A 21,690-nucleotide genomic window follows, 5' to 3' on the forward strand; every position below is an offset into this window, starting at 1 on the left:
ATCATCTCGATTCCTTACACATATTACACACATTATACTATACGTACGTGTAAATTTCAAGCAAAAAATAACCCCCTTTACAGGAGGCTATTGTCAGAATTACACACTTTTAGGTACTATAAAGAACCTAGGCGGTCTTTTTTTTGGCCAATCATTAGCGCATATCGAGTTAGGACAGATTGAGTATTGTGCTTACTGGCTTTTTGTCTTTATACTCTGATGAGTTAATAACTTATATCGATACATTTATTAGTACATTCTATTGGTAACTTTTATCAGCTATCAGCAAGCGAATTGCCTGATGCTTTGCAGCTCAAACGTTCTATTTTTAAACTCTTAATTGGATAACACTCATGTTTACTTGTGATGTCGCTTCTATTGATCTAACGCCCCTACCGCTACTATCAAATGATACGGCGACAGATAACTCGCTGTTGTCAGAGCAAAATACGACAGATAAAGCGCTACTCGGCATTCCTGAATGGCTGGCACAAATCAATGAGGATATCAGCCGATTACTAGAGCGTGGTACCAATATTCGTCAATTGGTCGAAGTACGTGCCTGCGCTATTGATAGCTTACTCATTGCGCTATTCAAATGGTTTGAATTAGATAAGACGGATTTGGCATTATTCGCAACGGGTGGCTATGGACGCGGTGAGCTGTCGCTTTATTCAGATATCGATATTCTGCTGTTATCTCCTGACGAAATCGGCGCTGATGCCAGCAGTAAGATTGATAAATTGGTCGCATTGCTGTGGGATATCGGGCTGGAGCCTGCGCTGTCTGTACGTAGCGTCAACGATGCGTTAGAAGCTGCACTTGACCATACGATAGCCAGTGCCCAGCTCGAAGCTCGATTGTTAATCGGCAACGAAGCATTGCGAGATATGCCCATCCAAATCGTTAACAAGCAGTGGTCTCCTCGCGCCTTTTTTGATGTAAAAATGGAAGAGTCCAAAACTCGCTACTTACAGCACAATGCCACCGAGTATAACCTTGAGCCAAATATCAAAACGGCTCCAGGTGGTCTGCGTGACATTCATATCATCGGCTGGGTCACCAAACGCTACTTTCGAGTGGGCAAGCTCTATGACTTGGTACAACAGAACTTTTTGACCGAAAAAGAGTTTGATGAGTTAAGCTTTGCAGAAGGCTATTTATGGCAGATACGTCATTATTTACATGTATTGACAGGTCGTAATGAAAACAAGCTGTTGTTTGATTATCAGCGTGAGATTGCTCAACTAATGGGGTACGAGACCCAGCCAGATGACCAGCCCAATGCGGCCGTTGAACGCTTTATGCGTGATTACTACCGCTGCGCCATGCAAATATCAACGCTGTCTGAGATGCTGACCAACCACTATTACGAGACCATCATAGAGCCCAACTTGCCTGATGATGAGCGCCCCAAAAAGCAGCCGATCAATGCAAGATTCAACCGTGTTGGTGATCATATTGCTATAGCGCACCATCGGGTTTTCGCTCAGCATCCTGAATCTATTTTAGAGATGTTCTTATTAATGGGTCAGCATGGTATCGACAAGGTTCGTACCCATACGCTACGGGCGCTAAAAATTGCAGCACGCGGCATCGATCAAATTTATAGGGACAACCCCGTTCATAAAGCTTTATTTTTATCTAATCTAAAAGAGCAAAACTATCTGTTCCATCGTTTGCGTACTATGAATCGCTATGGGGTATTGGGCAACTATATTCCTGCTTTCGCGCAAGTCACTGGTCTGATGCAATATGATTTGTTCCATCGCTATACGGTGGACGCGCATACTTTATTTTTGATTCGAATTTTGCACCGCTTTACCGATCCTATGTTTTCTGAAGAGTTTCCGCTGGTCAGCGCTATCTTTCAGCGCATCGAACGCAAAGAAATTTTGGTACTGGCCGCGATGTTTCATGATATTGCCAAAGGTCGTGGCGGCGATCATAGTGAGCTTGGTCAGACTGAATCGACGGAGTTTTGCTTATCACACGGCATGAGTTTGGCAGATGCCAATTTGGTTGGCTGGTTGACCCGCTATCATCTATTGATGTCGATTACCGCACAGAAAAAAGACATCTCAGACCCTGAGGTGGTGACTATCTTTGCAGATCTTATTGGTAATGTGACGCACCTAAATCATCTGTATGTACTGACGGTTGCTGATATGAATGCGACCAATCCACAGCTATGGAATAGCTGGCGGGCGACGCTGATGAAACAACTATACTCGCAGACGCGGCGCATTTTGCGCGCCGATATCGATGCGCCTACCAATCGCCAAGATATGATCAGTGCCACACGTGCGCAAGCGCTCGCGATGCTAGATAATGTCAACAACCAGCACATGAATCGCGATGAAGTATTGCGACTATGGGATGATTTGGGCGATGAGTACTTTTTGCGAGAGATTGCAGAGGATATCTTGTGGCACACCGAAGCCATCTTGAACCATCCACCGATTGGGCTTGCTTCTAATGCGGATAGTCCACCACTAGTCGTCTTGCGTGAGCATCGTGAGCTGGCACTTGATGCGGTACAGGTTTTTGTTTATACCCAAGATCAGATGAATCTGTTTGCCGTTACGATGGCGGTGTTCGATCAGATGAATCTTGATGTATTAGATGCACGTATTATTACTGCTACCCGCGACTTTGCCTTGGATTCTTATGTGCTGCTAGATCCTAGCGGTACGCTGTTGGTCGATGAAGACAGTCAGCAAGAACTTAAACAGCGCCTGATTAATGCCTTTAAAGACCCAACGGTACTAAAGCTCACCAATAAACGTATACCGCGTCAGCTCAGGCATTTCGAAGTGACTACGGTGATCAACTTTGAGTTTAATGAAGCGTCAGATCAGCACATCATGAGCTTAGAGACACTGGATCAGCCAGGACTCTTGGCTCGGGTTGGACAGATATTTTTGCAGGAGCAAATTGAGGTTCATGCGGCTCGTATTACGACCTTAGGCGAGCGCGCAGAAGATATGTTTTATATCAGTGACCAAAACGATAAGCCATTATCTGCTGAACGACTTGATGCATTAAAATCAGCATTGCTCGCCAGCCTAGCGACCAAAAGAGAAAACAACGTGGTTTATAGCTATTAATTGACACTATCAAGAGCACGTTTTATAACGTGCTCTTGTATATTATATTGTCAGCATGTTCTATCAGCTCAACATCAGCAAGATCTGGCGGTAAGATATCGACTTCAATTGGCATCTGACTTAGTATTAAGCGCCCAGCCTTGATTTCTTTTTGTAATAAGCAATGCAAGCTTGATAAATGAAACTCGCCATTAAGATAGTCACCCAGTTGCCTTAAAGAAATGGGCGACTTGGCATGCACATCAGGATAGAGACTGTCCTCTGCGAGCACAATCATCTCATTCAGTGCTTCCTCACCTAGCAGCTCATCTTTATCTATCTCATTCTGCAACTTATTCGCTAGACGTTCTTTCGCTGCAAGAATACTGACAAAAAATATGGTCTGTAAGATAAATAAAGCAATGTATTGCCACAAAGATAACGATAGATTCAACATATTATTCAGTAGCATCAGTGCCATGGCGACAACCACGTAACCGACCAACTGCCATAACAACCACATGATCAAGCTATTTTCGCCATACCAAAAGATTTTCTTCTCTTGATGCTCAATCAATTGCTGCCTCGCCTGCCACCAGCACGCTTCACGTTCTTTTAGCAGCGCATATACGTTAATAGGATGCGCACCTGCATCAGGAATGTCATTATTGATATTTTTAGCGATGAAGTTATTATGATTTAGTACACTAGGCATATCAAACTATCCTTAAAATGATCTGTCTCTGGCACTGACAGTCATCTTTTATATTGTTATAAGTTATCAGACGCGAAGCGTTCAATGCGCTTTGTAAGTACGACTGAATGGGCTATGATAAGGTCAGCCGTTCAAGCACAATAAATTCGCATTCACGTTATGAAAAGAAAAAGGCAAAAAATAAGAGGAGTACTACACTGCTCTAATGTAAATTTTCTTTATAACTTTATTATTAATTGTCTATTATAGTTACCACACTTATGAATCACAACTTAGCGCATCTACATCCTTATCCCTTTGCCAAGATGGCAACCTTACTCGCTGACAGCAAGCCTGCCAGTGGTTACAGCGAAATCAAACTGGGTATTGGTGAGCCAAAACATGAGCCACCAGCATTTGTACTGGACGTACTACGCGAAAACTTGGACAAAATAAGTCGTTATCCGACCACCAATGGTATGTTTGAGTTACGTCAGACGATTGCACACTGGTTAGAGAAGCGTTTTTTTCTTAGCCACGTCGATGCTAACACCCAAGTTTTGCCAGTAATGGGTACTCGCGAGGCCATTTTTAGCTTTGTACAAGCCGTCATAAATCATGATACCGCTGATAGCGAAAGCACGTCCTCTTTAGCATCTAATGCGTCACCTCTGGTTGTCATGCCCAATCCGTTCTATCAAATATATGAAGGTGCGGCAATATTGGCACAAGCGACGCCCCACTTTGTTCCCTGTACGTTAGATAATGACTTTAAGGGGGATTATCGCGCGGTGCCAAAAGACGTTTGGGCACGCACACAGCTTGTATTTGTCTGTAGTCCGAATAATCCAACGGGTTCGGTTATGACTATGGAGGATTGGGAATATCTCATTCGTTTATCAGACCAATACGGTTTTGTCATTGCCAGCGACGAGTGCTATAGCGAGCTGTATTTTGATACTGCTCCGATCGGCTTACTGCAGGCTTGTGCGAATCTTGGTCGCCGTAATTTCAAAAACTGCATCGTATTCCATTCATTATCCAAACGCTCGAACCTACCTGGTTTACGCTCTGGTTTTGTGGCGGGCGATGCCAAGATTTTGCAGGCTTATTTGCAATATCGTACTTATCAAGGCTGTGCGATGCCGATACCGCATCAGCTTGCCTCTATCGCTGCGTGGCAAGATGAAAAGCATGTCGCACACAATCGCGCCCTTTATCAAGAAAAGTTCGCGCTATGGATGTCCGAGCTTGGCGAGTTGCTAGACTTGCGCATGCCAGAAGCTGGATTTTATTTTTGGATAAAAGTACCTGAACCGTTCGATGGCGATGATGAAGTATTTGTCAAAGCATTATACGAGCAGGCCAATATCCATGCATTGGCAGGACGCTACTTGTCACGCGAGGTTGATGGGAATAATCCTGGAAAAGGCTATGTCCGTGTTGCTTTGGTCGCGAGTGTCGAGGAGAGCCGCGAAGCAATCAATCGTATTCGCAAATTGCTAGCGGCATAAATAGCCATTCAAAAATCTTTTATCTTGAGCTAATAAAAAAGCCTTTAATAACCACAATATAAATAGGGTTATTAGAGGCTTTTTGTATGAATAGTGCTATAGTAAAGTCTCTATTGCAAAATATGCCATCAAGGATGATGCCATGCCCCATCTTGACTTTACCCAGCCGCCCTTTGACGTACTGAGTCTAGCTGAACGTCAAAGCATCAGAAAAAACACGAAAATCCGTTATCTTGCTAGAGATGAGATCCTACCCGCAGCAGACTTGCAGTATCTATATGTGGTCATCAAAGGACAAATTGAGCAATCACTGAGTGGTGAATTTGTCGCCTCTTATCTGGGGAGCAACCATTCTGATGATCCAAACAATAATGACTGGTTTGATAGTCGCCGCTTACCTGAGTCGCTCATAAAAAATGGTGTGCCAGAAAGTGAGGACACGCCTATACAGCCGTACCAGTTTCGGGCCAGTGAGGAGACATTGCTGCTACAAGTCGATGGTGCCACTGTCGATAAAATCAGCGCGCAAAATCATCTAGTGCGCCAAATGCTCTCAGACAAGCTACCCGAAAGACTAAAGGCACTACGACAGCGCCGTAGCAACAAAACTCTAGACCCTGATGGCTATACCCATCAACAAGAAGTGCAGCAAATCATGCTGCAACCTGTCATCGACGTCCATTTATTGCCAGTACATATTGTCGATGCCAATAACAGCTTGTACGAAGCCGCTCGTATCATGACCAAGGCTGGACTAAAACACGTACTGGTACGACCGCTAAACTATGTAGAAAATACACGAGACACTGAGCAGCCAAAACTGCTGCTAGGCATTCTCACCGATACGGATATTTGCCGTGCTGTGAGTGACAGACAAGATCCCGCTATTACGCTTTGCCAAGGCTATGCTAATTTTAACCTACGTACGATCAAGGCCACTGACGAGATTGGCGATGCGTTGCTCACCATGACTCGCTATCGCATTCACAGACTGCCGGTCATTGACAGCAGTGGTGATGTCGTCGGGGTACTTGGACAAAGCGATATGCTCGCCCACATTGGTCATCACTCACAGCTTATTAGTATTCAAATCGAGCAAGCAACTGACTTGCCGAGCCTAGATACCGCAGTCGAACTCATCGGTCGCTATATTCGTGCGCAGCATCAAAACGGTGTCAAAATCGGTAATATCAGCCGTATGGTGCAGACCCTGAATGCACAGGTATTTACCAAGTTGTGGCAACTTATCGTGCCTGATGATGTGATAAGCAATACTTGTCTCATCGTCATGGGTTCAGAGGGTCGCGGCGAGCAAATCATGCGTACCGATCAAGATAACGCGCTAATCATTCGTGATGGCTATACGCATCCGGATTTGGCGCAATTTGCCGATACCTTTAATAATCACTTGGCAACGCTTGGCTATCCGCTGTGCGATGGCAATATCATGATGACCAATCCCATGTGGCGACAACCGCTCAAGCAGTTTACCGCGCAGATTGGCTTATGGTTTAGAAACACTGACCCCATGCATGGCATCTACTTGTCCGCCATAATGGATGGCGAATATGTCTGCGGTGATGAAACCCTACTTACACAGGTACGTCAGCATTTAAGAATGGCTCACAGACAAGCCGATCCAATGTTTGTACGTCAGTTTGCCCGTGCAGCGCTACAGTTTGGCGATGTCAATCAGTGGTGGCAAAAGTTTGTGCCTTTGATAGGGGGTAAATCTATATCAGCAGATATTGATCTAAAAAAAGCAGGGATCTTTCCATTGGTGCATGGTATTCGTACGTTGGCATTAGAAAATGATGTGCTCGATGTGCCTAGCAGTAAAGATCGCCTAAAAGCATTGGTACAGTCTCATGCCCTGACCCAAGAGCGCGCTGATACATTATTGGAAGCCTTGGAGTTTTTTATGGCGCAGCGTTTATCAGTCGCACTGTCAACCGATGACAAACAGGCAAGGCAAGTCGATCCAACGACACTAACGGCACTAGAACGTGACCTGCTCAAAGAATGTCTGGCCGTGGTAAAAAGTTTTAAAAATCAGCTGCGTCAACACTATCAATTAGAAATAGCATAAATATAGAAATAGCATAAATGAATGGATGACCAATATGAGCTGGTTACAGCAGTTATCTTGCGCTTGGCAAAAGACGCAGCTACAGCGTCCGGAGCTGGCCTCAATGTTCACCACACCATCGGCTGAGCAGTGGGTAGCGATTGACTGTGAAATGACTGGACTGAACCCCAAAAAGCACCATTTATTGTCCGTGGCAGCGATACATATTAATGGCAATACGATCGATACGGGTAATGGCATGCATCTGGTATGCAGACCGCCTGTAATGCCAAACCGCGACACGATTGTCATTCATGGTCTGCGTACCGCTGATGTCGAGCATGGCATGAGTTATGACGACATGCTGGCTCTCTTGTTACCTTTTATTGATAACCGCCCCATCGTTGGGTTCTGCACACAGCTCGACATGGCATTTTTAAATCCTTTGGTCAAACGCTATATGGGAACGATCCTGCCCAACAAAGTCATCGATGTGCGTCAATTATACAGTCGACGTATGGGCGACCGTACGCAAGGTATCCCCAATCAAACGCAGCATTTGAATAATATTTTGGCGCATTATGATATTCCTGAGCTAGGCGCGCATGATGCTTATAATGACGCGATTATGACGGCGATGGCGTTTTTGCATGTACGCTAGCCTTTATCATTGACGATAAAATTGAGCTTTTGAGAGCATGTGCGAAAACAGCAACTCATGTTACTATAGGCAGTTTTTGCCACCTGATGAAAGATGCTCATGCGATACCCTCTTCAACGCGATCTCTGTCAATACGACCCATCTCAACGCGATCTCTCTCAACGCAGTAGCCACATACCCGTTACAGCAAAGCTCACCACGCTCTGTCGCCATGTGCCATTATTGAATCAATCTAAAAAACGTTTGCCTGTACTTGCGCTACTGTCAGCGGTTATGCTGGTGCCTACTTACGCACAAGCCGCTCTGCCAACAGCCATTCAGGCTGCGTTATCGCGTGCAAATCTGACAGAATCTGATATCAGCATCATCGTCACGCCAATAGGGAACAAGAATGCCAGTCGTCTGCCTGCTCCTATTCAGGTGATCGATAGCAGTGATGTTGATAGTCAATTGATGCCGACGACACCATCTAACAATACGACTACCAATATATCTGCTGATAAAAATAGTAGCAGTCAGAAAGCGACTCAAAATAATAACAACCATGCCGCCAGTAATCCTGACCAACAAAGCGCATTGATTACTATTGAAAAGCGCACGATTGAACAGCACGAGCAGAAGATACACGATTATACTGATGATCCTTATACTTATCAGAGTGTAGAAAGCATCCCAACGGTAGTGCCTGACGAACAGCCAACCCCTGCTAACAATGACAATAACGCAGTGAGCACTGATAAAACTTCTATCAAAATCTCCTTTTCGCCATTATTGAATCATCAACCTGATGTCCCTCGTACCCCTGCCAGCACTATGAAACTCGTTCCCAGTTTTATCGCTTTGGACACATTAGGGGCAGATTTTGTATGGTATACACGCGTCTATCATACTGGTATTGTCATCGGCGACCGTCTACATGGTGATTTAATCATTCAAGGTAGTGGCGATCCAAAAATGACCCACGAGCGTTTGAAAGAGCTACTGTATAAAGTACAAGCCTCAGGTATTCGCCATATCGACGGTGACATCATCGTTGACAGTGCAATCTTCAAAAACGTGAGCGAAGATCCTGCTGCCTTTGATAACTCACCTTTGCGCCCTTATAACGCCAGTCCTGATGGTTTTTTGGTCAACTTTAGCACCATTGGTATCAAAACCTACCCCTCAGATAATGGCCAAGCGAGCTTGACCTATAAGCCGCGACTGGCCAACTATCAGCTGCCTGATAAGATAAATACCCGTGCCGCTTACTGTGGACAGGCAAGCTACAGCCTATCGCCGCAGTGGCAAGCGGAGCAGCTAACACTCAATGCCAGCCTGCCAGAGAGCTGCGGCGAGCATGTGTTTTATGTGGCGTATCCTAATGCCAAAGAGTTTGCAGCACACGTCATTGCTGCCAAATGGCAAGCACTAGGTAATACCCTGAGCGGAAAAGTGATCTCGCAAGAAACCCCTTACAATGCCAAAAAAACCTCAAAATCAATACATGGTCTCACGGCTATTACCATGTCACCCTTACCTATGGTCAGTTATCCCTCGCTGAACCTAACGCAGCAAATTCATGATATCAATCATTTTTCAAACAATGTTATGGCTGAACAAGTGGCCCTATCTATAGGCGCCTATGACAAAGCAGGACCGACTCAATCAAAAGCTACTAATACCGATAAAAAAGCTGATAGCCTATATCAGTTTGGCACACCTGCTGGTACTGATTATTCTTCAGCCTTACAGACCATCAATCAATGGTGGCAAACCAACCTAAGCACACCGCCACCTTATTTGACCAATGGCTCAGGACTCTGCCGCGACTGTACCATCACCGCCGCCAATCTAATCGAGCTGTTGACCTACGCTTATGGTCACCCAAGCTTTGATGCGTATGTAGACTCGTTAGGTATCGCTGGAGTCAGTGGCACCATTGCCGCTCATAGTGAGCGACTACCTGACTCAGCAGCGATTGGCCGAGCATGGATAAAAACAGGCACATTAAATAACGTCACCTCAATGGCAGGATATGTCAAAGGGTTGTCAGGTCAAGACTATGTCGTTGTGGGTATGATTAATACAGATCAAGCGCTCAATCCTTATACAGCAAGACCTGTATTAGATGCAGTACTCGACTGGACCGCTCAGCGCTGATGGTTTTTCTAAAGCGATGCTTAGTGAGCAGTAGTAAAGCAGCAGCAGATATTTTGACGAAAGTGGTATGATTATTTGCACGGCAATCATGACTGCTATGTTTATGAATACATTTTTAAAACTTTTATTCTTACCTTTACAAAGGCCAGCTTATGTCACGCCAGACACCCAATCTTAGTAAGCCTCGACCGCTTACGTCCAGTCAGCCTAAACTGGCGCAATATATCGGGTTTTTTGCCATTGGTTACATCCTAGCCAGCGCCATATTTATGATGATTCAGACCAAGATTGCGCTTAACTCGCAACTGGTCATGGTCGTCTCTATCATCGTCGGTGCCTATATTGCTGTCAGCAAATTCATCAAGCATCAGCAGCGCGCCTTGGCTAAAAATGAAATCAACCGGCTCATGTTTGGCGGTGTTGCAGTGGTTTGGTTATTGACGGTCCTTTATTTTTTAGCCATATGGTTTTGGTTATTTGATGTGGTTAGCCGTGAGGTATTACTCGAGATGGCCATGGCGCGGCCTTTGCCCTTGCTCTCTTCACTGGTGTTGATGCTGGTATTCACCTTGGTCAGTACGCGTATCAGCCTATGGGCCATCAACCATTTCTTGAACCCTGCTCTCAAAACACTATGAGCACACCCGACCATTTACTACGAGCATAACCAACCACCTACAAGGTAATACAAAGTTTTCTCCTACTTATACGTAAAATCCGTTAGGCTAACTTTAAGCAGTCAAATTTTAGCGGTTATTTGTTTTACTTTATAATAGGAGCAGACATCATGGAAACGGTTTTTTTTGACAACATCGATAAGCTCGGGCGCATTGTTTTAACGACTGTTATGGTCTACGTGTTGATTGTGTTGGTGACCAAAGCCTCGGGTAAACGCTCGACGTCACAGCTCAATAATTTTGATTGGATCGTGACGGTAATGATTGGCTCATTAGGCGCCAGTACCATTTTGCTCAAAAACATCCCTTTCATCGAAGGGGTGTCATCAATATTGGTACTCTATCTCTTACAGTTTTTGGTGACCAAATACGCCTCTATCTCACCGCAATTTAGCAGTGTTATTTTGTCTGATCCACGTATTGTCTTTTATCAAGGGCAGTTTTTGCCAGAGGCGATGCGTGCCGAGCGCTTGACTCGTCAAGAAATCGAATGTGCGATGCGTGCTGAAGGCATCAATAATTTTGATGATATCGAAGCTATTGTCTTTGAATCTGACGCCAAACTCAGCGTGATTCCAAAACAACGCCAAGCCGATACGAGTGATGATAATCAGGATGCAGATCATAGCGTATCAGAGACCATTACCCCTTTGATGTAGTGATTAGATAATCGAGCACTGATGGCTATCAATACTCAGATTCAGTGCTCGAATGTAAAAATTTTTCAATTTAAAAAATGGTACGTACTATGAAGGTAAGAATTTTGACTGTTGGTAATAAGATGCCTAGCTGGGTGCAGACGGGTTTTGATGAGTACTTTAAGCGTATTCAGCCTATGCTGAGCACAGAGATTATGGAAATTGCCGCCGCAAAACGGGCAAAAAGCCCTTCAGATGCTAATCTAGCACAGTACCGTGAGCAAGAAGGTCAAGCGATATTGGCCGCTCACAATGCCGCAAGCCGTGAGCAATTATGGGTACTAGACGTCAAAGGTAAGATGATCTCGACAGAAGGGCTAGCTGATAAACTCGCTGATGGCATGCAGCAAGGTGATGATATTGCGTTGGTCATCGGCGGTGCAGATGGCGTATCACCAGCAGTGTTGGCAAAAGCCGACGCAAAATTATCTTTGTCAGCACTGACATTGCCGCATCCGCTGGTACGCGTTGTACTAATGGAGCAGCTATACCGCGCGATGAGTATCAATAATAACCACCCTTATCATCGCGGTAATTAAACCAGAACCAAAAATGAAGACTGAATCGAAAAATATCCGTCACGCAATGGATTGAAAAACCTGCGTACGCCCTAATAAATGGAACATGAAATATCCAAAACGCGCGACATCCAAAGCCTCTCAGACTACGCATCAGCGTGACTATCATCACGACACTGTACAGACACCTATTACCTCTGCTGCAGCATGGGAAAGTGCGTCTGCTATAATGCCCAATGCGTCTAAACTACCTGCGTTATTTATCTCGCACGGGGCACCTACGCTTGCGATTGAGCAATCTGCCACGACCAGTGCATTGGCACGTATCGGGCAAAATTTACCTAAACCACGTGCTATCGTTATTATGTCGGCGCATTGGCAATCAGCAAAGCTCGAGATCAGCAGCAACCCGCAGCCAAAGACGTGGCATGACTTCTCGGGTTTTTCGCCAGAACTCTACGAGCTTCGGTATCCTGCATCAGGTCAACCAGCGCTGGCTGAGACACTTGCTCAGCAGCTCACCGCACGCGGTATCACTTGTAGTGTCAATCCTGTACGTGCCTGTGATCATGGAGTTTGGGCACCGCTCAGACACCTGTACCCAGAGGCAGATGTGCCTATCGTTCAAGTATCATTGCCTCAGCATTACGATAGCATTGCTTGCTATCAATTGGGCGCGCAGCTCGCGCATTTGCGTGACGAGCAAATTCTTGTGATTGGCTCGGGTAATATCACTCACAACTTACAAGCGCTACGCTGGGAAGCCGACAGCATCGATCAGGCTGCCAAAGCCTTTAAGCAATGGTTGCTCCAGCAGCTCAAGATAGATATCCCCACTGCCCTTGACTGGCAGCAATATCCACAATACAAAGACATTCATCCAAGTGACGAGCATTTGCTGCCATTGTTTTTTGCGTTAGGTGCGGGTCAGCGCGTCTCGGTTGTTCATCAAAGCATGGCGCACCACAGCCTAGGTATGGATATCTATCGTTTTGATTAGCTCATATTTATTAGTGCCTACTTATCTAATTAAAGCACACAAACCAAACCTATTTCTCAAAAGCAGGTTTGGTAAATAAACCCGCACGCTCCATCTCACCTGCCAGACTAAATAGCGTCGCCTCATCATTCATACGTCCGATAAGTTGCATACCAATTGGTAAGCCTTTTTTACTCATACCGACTGGCACCGACATGGCTGGCAATCCTGTGACGTTGCCTAACAACGTGAAGCCCATTTTTCCTAGCACAGGCGCACTTAGCTTTTCGATCATACCCGAGCTAAAGGCATATCCGCCCATATCAAAACCTTTATTCAGTACCCCAGCGCTACGCATCATCATCTCATCCATGCGGCTAGGTGGTAGCACGCCGTGTTTGACCGCAGGCGTCGGTACTGTCGGTGACAAAATCATATCGTAGGTTTCTAATAACAGTCCCGTTTGATACTGACTGTTATGCCAACCGTGTTTGGCATGAACCAAGTCCACTGCCGATAATGATCGTCCGAGCAGCGCCATATTGTAGGTTTGTGGCTCTAGGTTTTTGACATGGGCAGTGCCAAACTCGCGCTCGATATTATCAATCGTAAAGGCGGTATGCGCGCAGACCACGACGATAAAGTCATGCCAAAACTGCTCGATATTGATATTTGGCTCAGCGGGTATTACCTGATGACCCATAGACTCTAATTGCTTAGCGGTTTGCTCCAGTACAGCAAGGACTTCTTTGTCTACTACGGTATTGGCAATCAGTGGCTGCTGCTGCAAAGCAATTTTCAATGGTCGCGGTGCGCGCATCGCTGCTTGCAAAAATGTGCCGTCTGGCGGCGCAATGACATAAGGCGCACCAATCTCCGCACCACTGGTGGCATCGAGCATCGCGGCACTGTCACGTACCGAACGCGTAATCACATGATCGGCCACTGCACCATCCCACCCTTCACCAAGATTAGGACCTAATGGATTACGGCCACGGCTTGGTTTTAAGCCAAACGCACCGCACCAAGACGCCGGAAACCGTATCGATCCGCCACCATCACCAGCACCTGCCATCGGCACAATACCACTCGCCACTGCTGCAGCACTACCACCCGATGAGCCGCCAGAGCTGTAGCCTTTTTTAAAGGGATTGTGAGTAGCACCATGTGCTTTTGGCTCAGTCGTGATAATTAAACCAAACTCAGGAGTGTTAGTCTTGCCAAAGGTGTTCACGCCCGTGGCTTTCATTCGCTTGACGATTTCGCTGTCTTTTTCTGAGATGATATTGACGCTACGGCTGCCCATCGTGATGAGTTCATCCGCAAAACTAAATGACAAGTCTTTTAGCAGATAAGGCACTCCATTGAACACACCAGATGGCAACCCTGCCTGCGCAGCGTTATAAGCGCGCTCATCGAAACGGTGAATAATGGCATTTAGCTTGGGATTTAGTTTATTGGCCTGATAAACGGCTGCGTCTAATAACTCCTTTGCACTGACCTCACCTGAGTTAACCAGTGCCGCTAAGGCGAGTGCATCGTACTGGGTATATTCTTTAAACATAACTGACCTTCCTTGGAGAGTAACTGTCGTAAATTTTGGAATACTTATTTCATCAGTAACTGTCAGTTTATTATAAAAAACCACGACTTATGGTTGATAAACAAACTCACTGGTCATTTGAAAGTTTTGGTAGCTAGTTCGTTTATGAATGAAATTAATCTTAAATCTCTTTCATAAAAAAAACGAACCACTTTTATGACTCGTTTTTTCATTATAAACCTAATACTAAGCACTACATTAATAATTCGCGCTTACCACTTTTGCCCATAGAACTGACCAGTCCAGCGTCTTCCATCGAGTCGACAATACGGGCAGCACGATTATAGCCGATGCTGAATTTACGCTGGATACTAGAAGCTGAGACCTTACGCGTTTCCATAATAAAGGCGACCGCATCATTATATAGATCATCATCTTCACCAGAAGCATTAGCCGTACTACCACCGCCCGGACTAGATAATTCAAAGTTGCCTGCCATGTTGTCAATATAATCGGGAGCACCGCGCTCACGCCATGCGTCACAGACACGGTTGACTTCTTCATCACTGACATAAGCACCATGCACACGATCTGGCTCGATTTGTCCTGGGCCCAAGAACAACATATCACCGTTACCCAGCATGTCCTCAGCACCGCCACTATCTAGGATCGTTCGTGAATCGACTTTTGAGTTCACACGTAGTGCTGCACGCACAGGAATATTGGCTTTGATCAAACCCGTAATGACATCGACTGATGGACGCTGAGTCGCTAGCATTAAGTGAATACCCGCCGCACGTGATTTTTGCGCCAAGCGCGTGATCAGCTCTTCGGCTTGTTTACCAACCTGCATGATCATATCGGCAAACTCATCCGCGACAATAACAATCATGGGTAAGGTTTTGAGTTTTGGCGCTTGGCTGATACTCACGCTGTCATTCGGTCGCCATAAAGGATCGAGCATTGGATTGCCTGACTTTTCTGCCACGATGACTTTTTTATTAAACTCATTGAGCTTACGCACTTTGAGCAAGCTCATTAGCTGATAGCGACGTTCCATCTCGGCCACGCACCATGACAAGCTGCTAGCAGCCTCAGTCATATCGGTGACAACGGGCGTTAGTAGATGTGGAATATCATTATAATTAGCAAGCTCGAGCTGCTTTGGATCAATCAAGATCAGGCGCAGCTCATTGGGCGTGTACTTAAGTAGCATCGATAATAGCATCGAGTTTACCAGTACGGATTTACCAGAGCCTGTCGTACCAGCGACCAGCATGTGCGGTGCGCGAGCAAGATCAGTAATGATAGGGTTGCCACCGATATCTTTACCCATCGCCATACTGATTTGTGCTTTAGGGTCTTTGAATTTTTCGGTATTCAACAGTTCAATCAAGCGCACCATTTCACGTTTCTTATTGGGCACTTCGATACCGATATACGGCTTACCAGGGATGACCTCGACCACACGCAATGAGGCCATCGATAATGAGCGCGCCAAGTCACGCGAAATACCAGTGACTTTACTGGCCTTTACGCCAGCCGCAAGCTCCACTTCGAAGCGAGTTACGACAGGCCCTGGGATAGCGTTGACGACGTTAGCTTTTACATTGAACTCTTGGAGCTTGATCTCTAACAATTCAGATAATTGTTCAAGCTCAGCAATGGTATAGCTAGGCTTACGGTCAGGGTCAGGCTTGTCCAATATAGACACTTCTGGAATAGGGGTTAGGCTACTGCGATAGGCAGCCGTCTGCATCGAGCGAGATTTTTGACTGAACGCCGCATCGTCACTGATATGCGGCATAACGGGTGCACTGGTGTCGTCAGTACTATCCTCCTCCGGCATCATGTCAGTAATATGGTTGCTACTATCACCTTCTGGCACGGCAAAGCTGACAGAAGGTTTAGCTGGAGCCACAGGTTGCGTATTTGAGGCCGAACTGTCCACTTCCACAGTCGGTGCCACTTTTGGATTGGCAGGCGGCGTATTGGTCGGTGTCATATCCGAAATTTCTGATACCGATGCAGCCATTTCTACCGATGACTGAGCCATTGTGGCCTCAGGTACAGGCGACGACTCATTATGTTGTAATAGTTCGGCCTGTGCATCAGAGAACCCATAAGAAGCGTCACTTAGGATGCTATTAGTGGTGTCTGACGTAGGTCTTGATAGCTCTTCTTGCGGAGCTTGCTTATTGACATTAGTTTTCTCAGCAGGGGCAACTGGCGCTTTTGCAATGGGTTCTGATATATTGCCATGCTCAGCCAACCATGCTTCTGCTAACTTATCGACATTCCCCGTTATATCATCTGGGTAAGAGTCTGCCGGCTCAGTAATAGCCTGATTGAAAGCTTGAGCATTCGTTGATTCATCCATTGATGGTTGAGTAGCTGTTTCTTGATTAGATAAATCTGATTGAGTTTCTGTTTCTACCTTTGGTGCTGCCACAGAGGTTTGTACTGCTTCTTCTAATGACACGTCGGTACTGGCTTCACTCTGTACATAGTTAGGCACAGTAGAATTATCTATGCTGTTAGTGCTATAAGCCATCTGTTCACGCGCGAGCAAATCATCAACCGTATTTGCATCATTCCACGCAAAGCTTGGCTCGACTTTACGAGCAGGCGCTACGATAGGGCTTGATATCGTTGATGTGTTTGTGTCACTGACTGTACTGCCAACCGTAGCATTAGCAGTTGCTGCGGCCGCGTATTGTGGCTCACTTTTTTCATCGCTAGACGTAGCTGCTTTTGCTGTCGCCATAGAGGCTTTCACACTATCAGCCAATCCTGACGTCGATAAAAAATCCGACAATACATTGCTGAATCTGCCACTATTATCTACTGCGTGAGCACCATTCGCATCGTCAGTTGATTGCAACTCAAGTGGCAGCTGCTCGTACTCAGCTGTTTGATTGGGATTATTTTCTGTGACGTTATCAGCGTTTTGTGAGACATTACTTTGTTGATCCGCTTGAGCCGTGTCTTTATTTTTCAACCCTGAGCCAAGCCAAGATAATGCTGTAATCTTCTGATATATAGCAAGCCAATGGATGTTAAAGGCAAAGGTAGCCGTAATCACGACAAATACCGCCAAGAAAACCACACTCCCCCACTGCGATAACAACTGTGCCAAGCGTTCCTGCAACTCAAGACCGATGATACCGCCAGCCACGCTCTCAAGTCCCGTTGATGCAGGATTGGCTACTTGCTGAACCAATGCAACCAGTTGTGCAAATAATGCACTGGCGCTCAACAGCAAAAACACATAAGCGACCAGTCGCATGAGCCAAAACGTCGGCTTATTGTCCCACCAAATAAGGATAGACTCATAAACCACAAACGCTAAAAACCACCATGCACCATAGCCAAAAAAGCTATAGAGCAAGTCGGACAACCAAGCGCCCGTCTGGCCACCCATATTGTTAATAGTCGTCATATCACTACTGATGTGCGACCAGCTAGGATCATTGCCTGTGTAAGTCATCAAAATAACAAACAAATAAACAGCCAGTATTAACCCAAGGAGGGTAAATATTCCCTTTTTTAAATACTCAATAAGCGGTGCTGATATCACGTAAAATCTGCCTTGTTGTTAATACTAAATGGTCGCCAGTGCATGACTAAGTCTAATCATGCTGACATAAAGTGCTGACATATAAAGGTACCTAGCAAAGTGTTTGGTTGAGATTCGCCTCTCAAAAGGCCTGAGCATAGCAGTTATCGCTTAAGCTCTACCACACTTGGCATAACTTCTTATAATAACAAATACATAGGTACAGTGGCGACACTCTTATAAAGAAAGCGTGCAAGAAAGTAAATCAATGTACAATTTGCGCAAAAAATCTGCGAATAAGCCAAAGGTTACTAACAGAATACTGCTAACAATTTCTTATAGACCCTATAAAATACCAGCTGTTTCTAGCACGAGTATTTCAAGGTTATTATGCTTTGATTCTAATGATAGCTGTGTTTGTTTTAGCAAACTTGCACTTTTTGCCATCTGCCCTTATGTTATTATCACACAGCAATTAGAAAAACCATATTAGTAGCAACGCTTGACGTTTTTTTATTATATTTATAACTCATATTTTTCATTCGTATATTTAGAAAGGAACAACTCATGGCAACTGACACTACTGCTCCACGTCACGAAAAGCTCATCATTTTAGGCTCAGGCCCTGCCGGTTATTCGGCTGCGGTCTATGCAGCACGCGCCAACCTTAAGCCTGTTATGGTAACGGGTATGGAAGTGGGTGGCCAATTAACCACCACCACTGAAGTCGATAACTGGCCAGGCGATGCGCATGATTTGACAGGTCCTGCATTAATGGAGCGTATGAAGGCACATGCTGAGCGTTTCGGTACAGAATTGGTTTATGACCATATCAATGATGTTAACTTGAATGTACGACCTTTTGAGCTGTCAGGTAACAACGGCACCTATACTTGTGATGCCCTGATTATCTCCACAGGTGCCTCTGCTCAGTACCTAGGTTTAGAATCAGAAACCAAATTTAAAGGGCTTGGCGTATCCGCTTGTGCCACTTGTGACGGTTTCTTTTATAAAGATCAAAAAGTCGCGGTGATTGGCGGTGGTAATACAGCCGTTGAAGAAGCTTTGTATTTATCTAATATTGCGTCTGAAGTCACTTTAGTGCATCGCCGTGATAGCCTACGCTCTGAAAAAATCCTACAAGACAAACTGTTTGAAAAAGCCAAAAACGGTAACGTCAAAATCGAATGGAACCATCAAGTCAAAGAAGTCGTCGGTGATGACATGGGCGTCAATGGTGTCGTTATTGAATCAATGATTGATGGCAGCACCAAACAACTAGATGCAATGGGTATGTTCGTCGCCATCGGTCATAAACCTAATACCGACCTATTCAAAGGTCAATTGGATATGAAAGATGGCTATCTGGTCGTCAATAGTGGCCTTAATGGTAATGCCACGCAAACCAGTATCGAAGGTGTGTTTGCCGCAGGTGACGTGGCTGATCATGTCTATCGCCAAGCCATCACCTCTGCTGGTACTGGCTGTATGGCAGCACTTGATGCTGAAAAATATTTGGATGCTATCGGTGAGGCAACGGCGAAAGACCATACCTATGCGTCAACGCTAACTGCTGATCAAGAAGACTAAATGAATAACTTCATACAGCTCAACGATAACGATCAATACATCACGCCTGAGACTTTAAAGAGTCTTGGGCGTTATGACTTTCCTGATCCTATCTCTATCGATCCTGATGGCATTGGCATTGTCGCAATGGGTGGCGATCTTGCACCCGATACATTGATATCTGCTTATGCACAGGGGCTGTTTCCATGGTTCAATGAAGATGAGCCTATCGCTTGGTGGTGTCCTGAGCCACGTTGTGTGATCGTCCCATCTGATTATCAACCGAGCAAGTCCCTGCGCAAGCAAGCAAGTCGCGCGCGTTGGCAATTGACGCTCAATCAAGCTTTTGATGATGTCATACATGCCTGTAGTCTGCCTCGTAGCGATAGTCTTAATAATGACCTGCCCGAAGGCGAACACACTTGGATTCATGAAGAGATGATTGAGGCTTATACCAAACTGCATGCGCAAGGCTTTGCCCATAGCATTGAGGTGTGGGACGAGGCAGGTCAGCTTGTTGGCGGATTGTATGGGCTAAAAATAAACGGCATCTACTTTGGCGAATCCATGTTTCATCGTGCCTCTAATGCGTCAAAACTCGCGTTTTGGGGATTGATGAGATTGTGTGAGCAAAGTCATGTTGCACTTGTCGACTGCCAGCTACCGAATGATCATCTCATGAGCTTGGGTGCCACCACTCTACCGCGTCCTGACTTTCTTGCTCAATTAGACCGCTTAATAAGCAGTCGCTCCATCAATTGGCACAATAATTCTCACAAACCATTAGCCGTATCCCTTCTCGATACGACTGAACCTTGGCAGCATTCATCATGAAGTCTACAAAATCTAAAGAGTTAAGAGAGTCTTATGGCGCTTGATACCTCATTTCTGCTAATCGGAGCGCTGGCAGCAAAAGCCAATACAACCAAAGATACCGTGCGTCATTATGAACAGTTAGGCCTACTAAGGTCACGTAAGCGTCAAGCAGGCTCACGTTTATACACTGAGTTTCATCCCGAGTGTGTCGAGCGTATTGAGCTAATAAAAAGCGCTCAAGCCATCGGCTTTACCCTTACTGAAATCAAAAACAGTTTAAACGATTATTATGATGGCCAATTGGATATTGATTTGCAGCTCATGCTGACTCAGCAAAAGCTAGAACAAGTCAGAAAACAGCAAGCCAATATAAGCGTGATGGTAGAGTTATTGAGCGAGCGTATAGACGTTCTTGCACGGATGAAAGCAGACAGCAATTATCAATTAGACACTAATATCTGTAAGAAGAAAATATCATCAAGTTAAACACGATAACGTAGGTTGAGATAAATAATTTACCTTGAAAGAAACTACGCTTATAACTCCTAATAAGAATTGACCCTCTTCACTCGCAATAGATATGTTGCATGATGAGTGCATCAACTGCAGACTGATTCGGTGACTGGTAATAGCCTTTGCGTTTATGAATAATAGTAAATGCTTGCTGCTTATATAGGGCTATCGCAGCATGATTGTCTGCTCGCACCTCTAACAACAAATTCTCCACTTGATTACTCTGCAATACTTTATGCAACTTATCAATAATTTGCGAAGCAATGCCTTGTCGTTGATAATCAGGATGCGTGCCAATACGCAAAATCTCTGCTTGCTCAAATATCATTTGATATAAGCAGTAACCAATTACGTTGCTCTTTGCACTTTTATCTTGTGCGTACACTATCAGCATATTAATGCTGTCTTGCTCAAGCAGTTCGATCAAAGTCTGGTAACTCCACGCGTCTTGCGGCTGGACGATGGCTTCGATATTCGCTACGGCTTGAACCGCTTGTTCAAGCTCTGCTGTATTGGTTGATAACGCTTCTACCAGAAACATGACTGTCCTTTTATTATGCTGAAATTATATATATGAAGTTTATCGCACGCTTACTGACTAATGATCCATTAGTATAAGAATATAATTATATAAACAAGTAATTAACCTT

Annotated in this window: 16 protein-coding genes; 12 read left to right on the top strand and 4 right to left on the bottom strand. The window is 45.2% G+C overall.

Annotated features, from left to right (window positions below; all coding sequences use genetic code 11):
• Positions 1–353 precede the first annotated feature (353 nt).
• On the top strand, positions 354–3,110 hold the full coding sequence (gene glnD, locus JMX83_RS07910) for a [protein-PII] uridylyltransferase (protein ID WP_201600343.1): 2,757 nt from the start codon (positions 354–356) through the stop codon (positions 3,108–3,110).
• A 22-nt stretch (positions 3,111–3,132) separates the two neighbouring features.
• On the opposite strand, the gene JMX83_RS07915 is transcribed toward glnD, so the two are convergent.
• Positions 3,133–3,804, bottom strand: coding sequence for a hypothetical protein (locus JMX83_RS07915; protein WP_201600345.1), 672 nt, complete (start codon positions 3,802–3,804; stop codon positions 3,133–3,135).
• A gap of 260 nt (positions 3,805–4,064) precedes the next feature.
• Here JMX83_RS07915 and dapC point away from each other — a divergent pair, with 260 nt between their 5' ends.
• The 8 genes from dapC (at position 4,065) to JMX83_RS07955 (ending at position 13,061) form a co-directional block, all read left to right on the top strand.
• Positions 4,065–5,297 (top strand): succinyldiaminopimelate transaminase, encoded by a 1,233-nt coding sequence (gene dapC, locus JMX83_RS07920; protein ID WP_201600346.1) that lies wholly within the window; start codon positions 4,065–4,067, stop codon positions 5,295–5,297.
• A 142-nt stretch (positions 5,298–5,439) separates the two neighbouring features.
• Positions 5,440–7,386: a DUF294 nucleotidyltransferase-like domain-containing protein gene (locus JMX83_RS07925; protein WP_201600348.1), complete on the top strand. Its 1,947-nt coding sequence runs from the start codon at positions 5,440–5,442 to the stop codon at positions 7,384–7,386.
• A 34-nt stretch (positions 7,387–7,420) separates the two neighbouring features.
• On the top strand, positions 7,421–8,026 hold the full coding sequence (locus JMX83_RS07930; RefSeq protein ID WP_201600350.1) for a 3'-5' exonuclease: 606 nt from the start codon (positions 7,421–7,423) through the stop codon (positions 8,024–8,026).
• A gap of 99 nt (positions 8,027–8,125) precedes the next feature.
• Positions 8,126–10,168, top strand: a complete 2,043-nt coding sequence (gene dacB / locus JMX83_RS07935) for a D-alanyl-D-alanine carboxypeptidase/D-alanyl-D-alanine endopeptidase (protein ID WP_201600352.1) — start codon at positions 8,126–8,128, stop codon at positions 10,166–10,168.
• 152 nt (positions 10,169–10,320) lie between these two features.
• Positions 10,321–10,806, top strand: coding sequence for an ABZJ_00895 family protein (locus JMX83_RS07940; RefSeq protein WP_201600354.1), 486 nt, complete (start codon positions 10,321–10,323; stop codon positions 10,804–10,806).
• 149 nt (positions 10,807–10,955) lie between these two features.
• A complete protein-coding gene (locus tag JMX83_RS07945; RefSeq protein WP_201600357.1) occupies positions 10,956–11,504 on the top strand; it encodes a DUF421 domain-containing protein in 549 nt (182 codons plus the stop codon).
• An 89-nt stretch (positions 11,505–11,593) separates the two neighbouring features.
• Complete coding sequence (gene rlmH / locus JMX83_RS07950; RefSeq protein WP_201600360.1) at positions 11,594–12,082, top strand: 23S rRNA (pseudouridine(1915)-N(3))-methyltransferase RlmH; 489 nt, start codon at positions 11,594–11,596, stop codon at positions 12,080–12,082.
• Positions 12,083–12,167: 85 nt separating this feature from the next.
• Entirely contained in the window at positions 12,168–13,061 is an 894-nt protein-coding gene (locus JMX83_RS07955; protein WP_201600363.1) for a DODA-type extradiol aromatic ring-opening family dioxygenase, read from the top strand.
• A gap of 49 nt (positions 13,062–13,110) precedes the next feature.
• Here JMX83_RS07955 and JMX83_RS07960 read toward each other — a convergent pair whose 3' ends face one another.
• Together JMX83_RS07960 and JMX83_RS07965 are read right to left on the bottom strand one after the other, a co-directional pair.
• Positions 13,111–14,604, bottom strand: coding sequence for an amidase (locus tag JMX83_RS07960; RefSeq protein WP_201600366.1), 1,494 nt, complete (start codon positions 14,602–14,604; stop codon positions 13,111–13,113).
• A 232-nt stretch (positions 14,605–14,836) separates the two neighbouring features.
• Positions 14,837–18,163 (bottom strand): DNA translocase FtsK 4TM domain-containing protein, encoded by a 3,327-nt coding sequence (locus tag JMX83_RS07965; RefSeq protein ID WP_201600369.1) that lies wholly within the window; start codon positions 18,161–18,163, stop codon positions 14,837–14,839.
• A gap of 546 nt (positions 18,164–18,709) precedes the next feature.
• On the opposite strand from JMX83_RS07965, the gene trxB reads away from it, so the two are divergent.
• Genes trxB through JMX83_RS07980 form a run of 3 tightly spaced genes read left to right on the top strand, consistent with a single transcriptional unit; the run spans position 18,710 to position 21,013 of the window.
• Positions 18,710–19,732 carry a thioredoxin-disulfide reductase gene (trxB, locus tag JMX83_RS07970; RefSeq protein ID WP_201600372.1) on the top strand — a complete coding sequence of 341 codons (1,023 nt, stop codon included), beginning with the start codon at positions 18,710–18,712 and terminating at the stop codon, positions 19,730–19,732.
• The gene (gene aat, locus JMX83_RS07975; RefSeq protein WP_201600375.1) at positions 19,733–20,545 is read left to right on the top strand and encodes a leucyl/phenylalanyl-tRNA--protein transferase; all 813 of its coding nucleotides are present in this window, start codon (positions 19,733–19,735) and stop codon (positions 20,543–20,545) included. It abuts the gene before it with no gap.
• Positions 20,546–20,578: 33 nt separating this feature from the next.
• Positions 20,579–21,013: a MerR family transcriptional regulator gene (locus JMX83_RS07980; RefSeq protein WP_201600378.1), complete on the top strand. Its 435-nt coding sequence runs from the start codon at positions 20,579–20,581 to the stop codon at positions 21,011–21,013.
• Positions 21,014–21,092: 79 nt separating this feature from the next.
• Here the strand turns inward: JMX83_RS07980 and rimI are convergent, their stop codons facing one another.
• On the bottom strand, positions 21,093–21,581 hold the full coding sequence (gene rimI / locus JMX83_RS07985) for a ribosomal protein S18-alanine N-acetyltransferase (protein WP_201600381.1): 489 nt from the start codon (positions 21,579–21,581) through the stop codon (positions 21,093–21,095).
• Between the last annotated feature and the right edge of the window lie 109 nt (positions 21,582–21,690).

The organism is Psychrobacter piscatorii (assembly GCF_904846415.1).
In the GTDB taxonomy this organism is placed as follows: Bacteria; Pseudomonadota; Gammaproteobacteria; order Pseudomonadales; family Moraxellaceae; genus Psychrobacter; species Psychrobacter piscatorii.

Excerpts from the sequence above, each read along its gene's own strand:
- dacB (WP_201600352.1), top strand. The coding sequence starts at position 8,126 with ATGCGATACCCTCTTCAACGCGATCTCTGTCAATACGACCCATCTCAA.
- rlmH (WP_201600360.1), top strand. The coding sequence starts at position 11,594 with ATGAAGGTAAGAATTTTGACTGTTGGTAATAAGATGCCTAGCTGGGTG.
- JMX83_RS07925 (WP_201600348.1), top strand. The coding sequence starts at position 5,440 with ATGCCCCATCTTGACTTTACCCAGCCGCCCTTTGACGTACTGAGTCTA.
- JMX83_RS07915 (WP_201600345.1), bottom strand. The coding sequence starts at position 3,804 with ATGCCTAGTGTACTAAATCATAATAACTTCATCGCTAAAAATATCAAT.
- aat (WP_201600375.1), top strand. The coding sequence starts at position 19,733 with ATGAATAACTTCATACAGCTCAACGATAACGATCAATACATCACGCCT.
- JMX83_RS07955 (WP_201600363.1), top strand. The coding sequence starts at position 12,168 with ATGAAATATCCAAAACGCGCGACATCCAAAGCCTCTCAGACTACGCAT.
- dapC (WP_201600346.1), top strand. The coding sequence starts at position 4,065 with ATGAATCACAACTTAGCGCATCTACATCCTTATCCCTTTGCCAAGATG.
- rimI (WP_201600381.1), bottom strand. The coding sequence starts at position 21,581 with ATGTTTCTGGTAGAAGCGTTATCAACCAATACAGCAGAGCTTGAACAA.
- glnD (WP_201600343.1), top strand. The coding sequence starts at position 354 with ATGTTTACTTGTGATGTCGCTTCTATTGATCTAACGCCCCTACCGCTA.
- JMX83_RS07980 (WP_201600378.1), top strand. The coding sequence starts at position 20,579 with ATGGCGCTTGATACCTCATTTCTGCTAATCGGAGCGCTGGCAGCAAAA.
- JMX83_RS07960 (WP_201600366.1), bottom strand. The coding sequence starts at position 14,604 with ATGTTTAAAGAATATACCCAGTACGATGCACTCGCCTTAGCGGCACTG.
- JMX83_RS07945 (WP_201600357.1), top strand. The coding sequence starts at position 10,956 with ATGGAAACGGTTTTTTTTGACAACATCGATAAGCTCGGGCGCATTGTT.
- JMX83_RS07940 (WP_201600354.1), top strand. The coding sequence starts at position 10,321 with ATGTCACGCCAGACACCCAATCTTAGTAAGCCTCGACCGCTTACGTCC.
- JMX83_RS07930 (WP_201600350.1), top strand. The coding sequence starts at position 7,421 with ATGAGCTGGTTACAGCAGTTATCTTGCGCTTGGCAAAAGACGCAGCTA.
- trxB (WP_201600372.1), top strand. The coding sequence starts at position 18,710 with ATGGCAACTGACACTACTGCTCCACGTCACGAAAAGCTCATCATTTTA.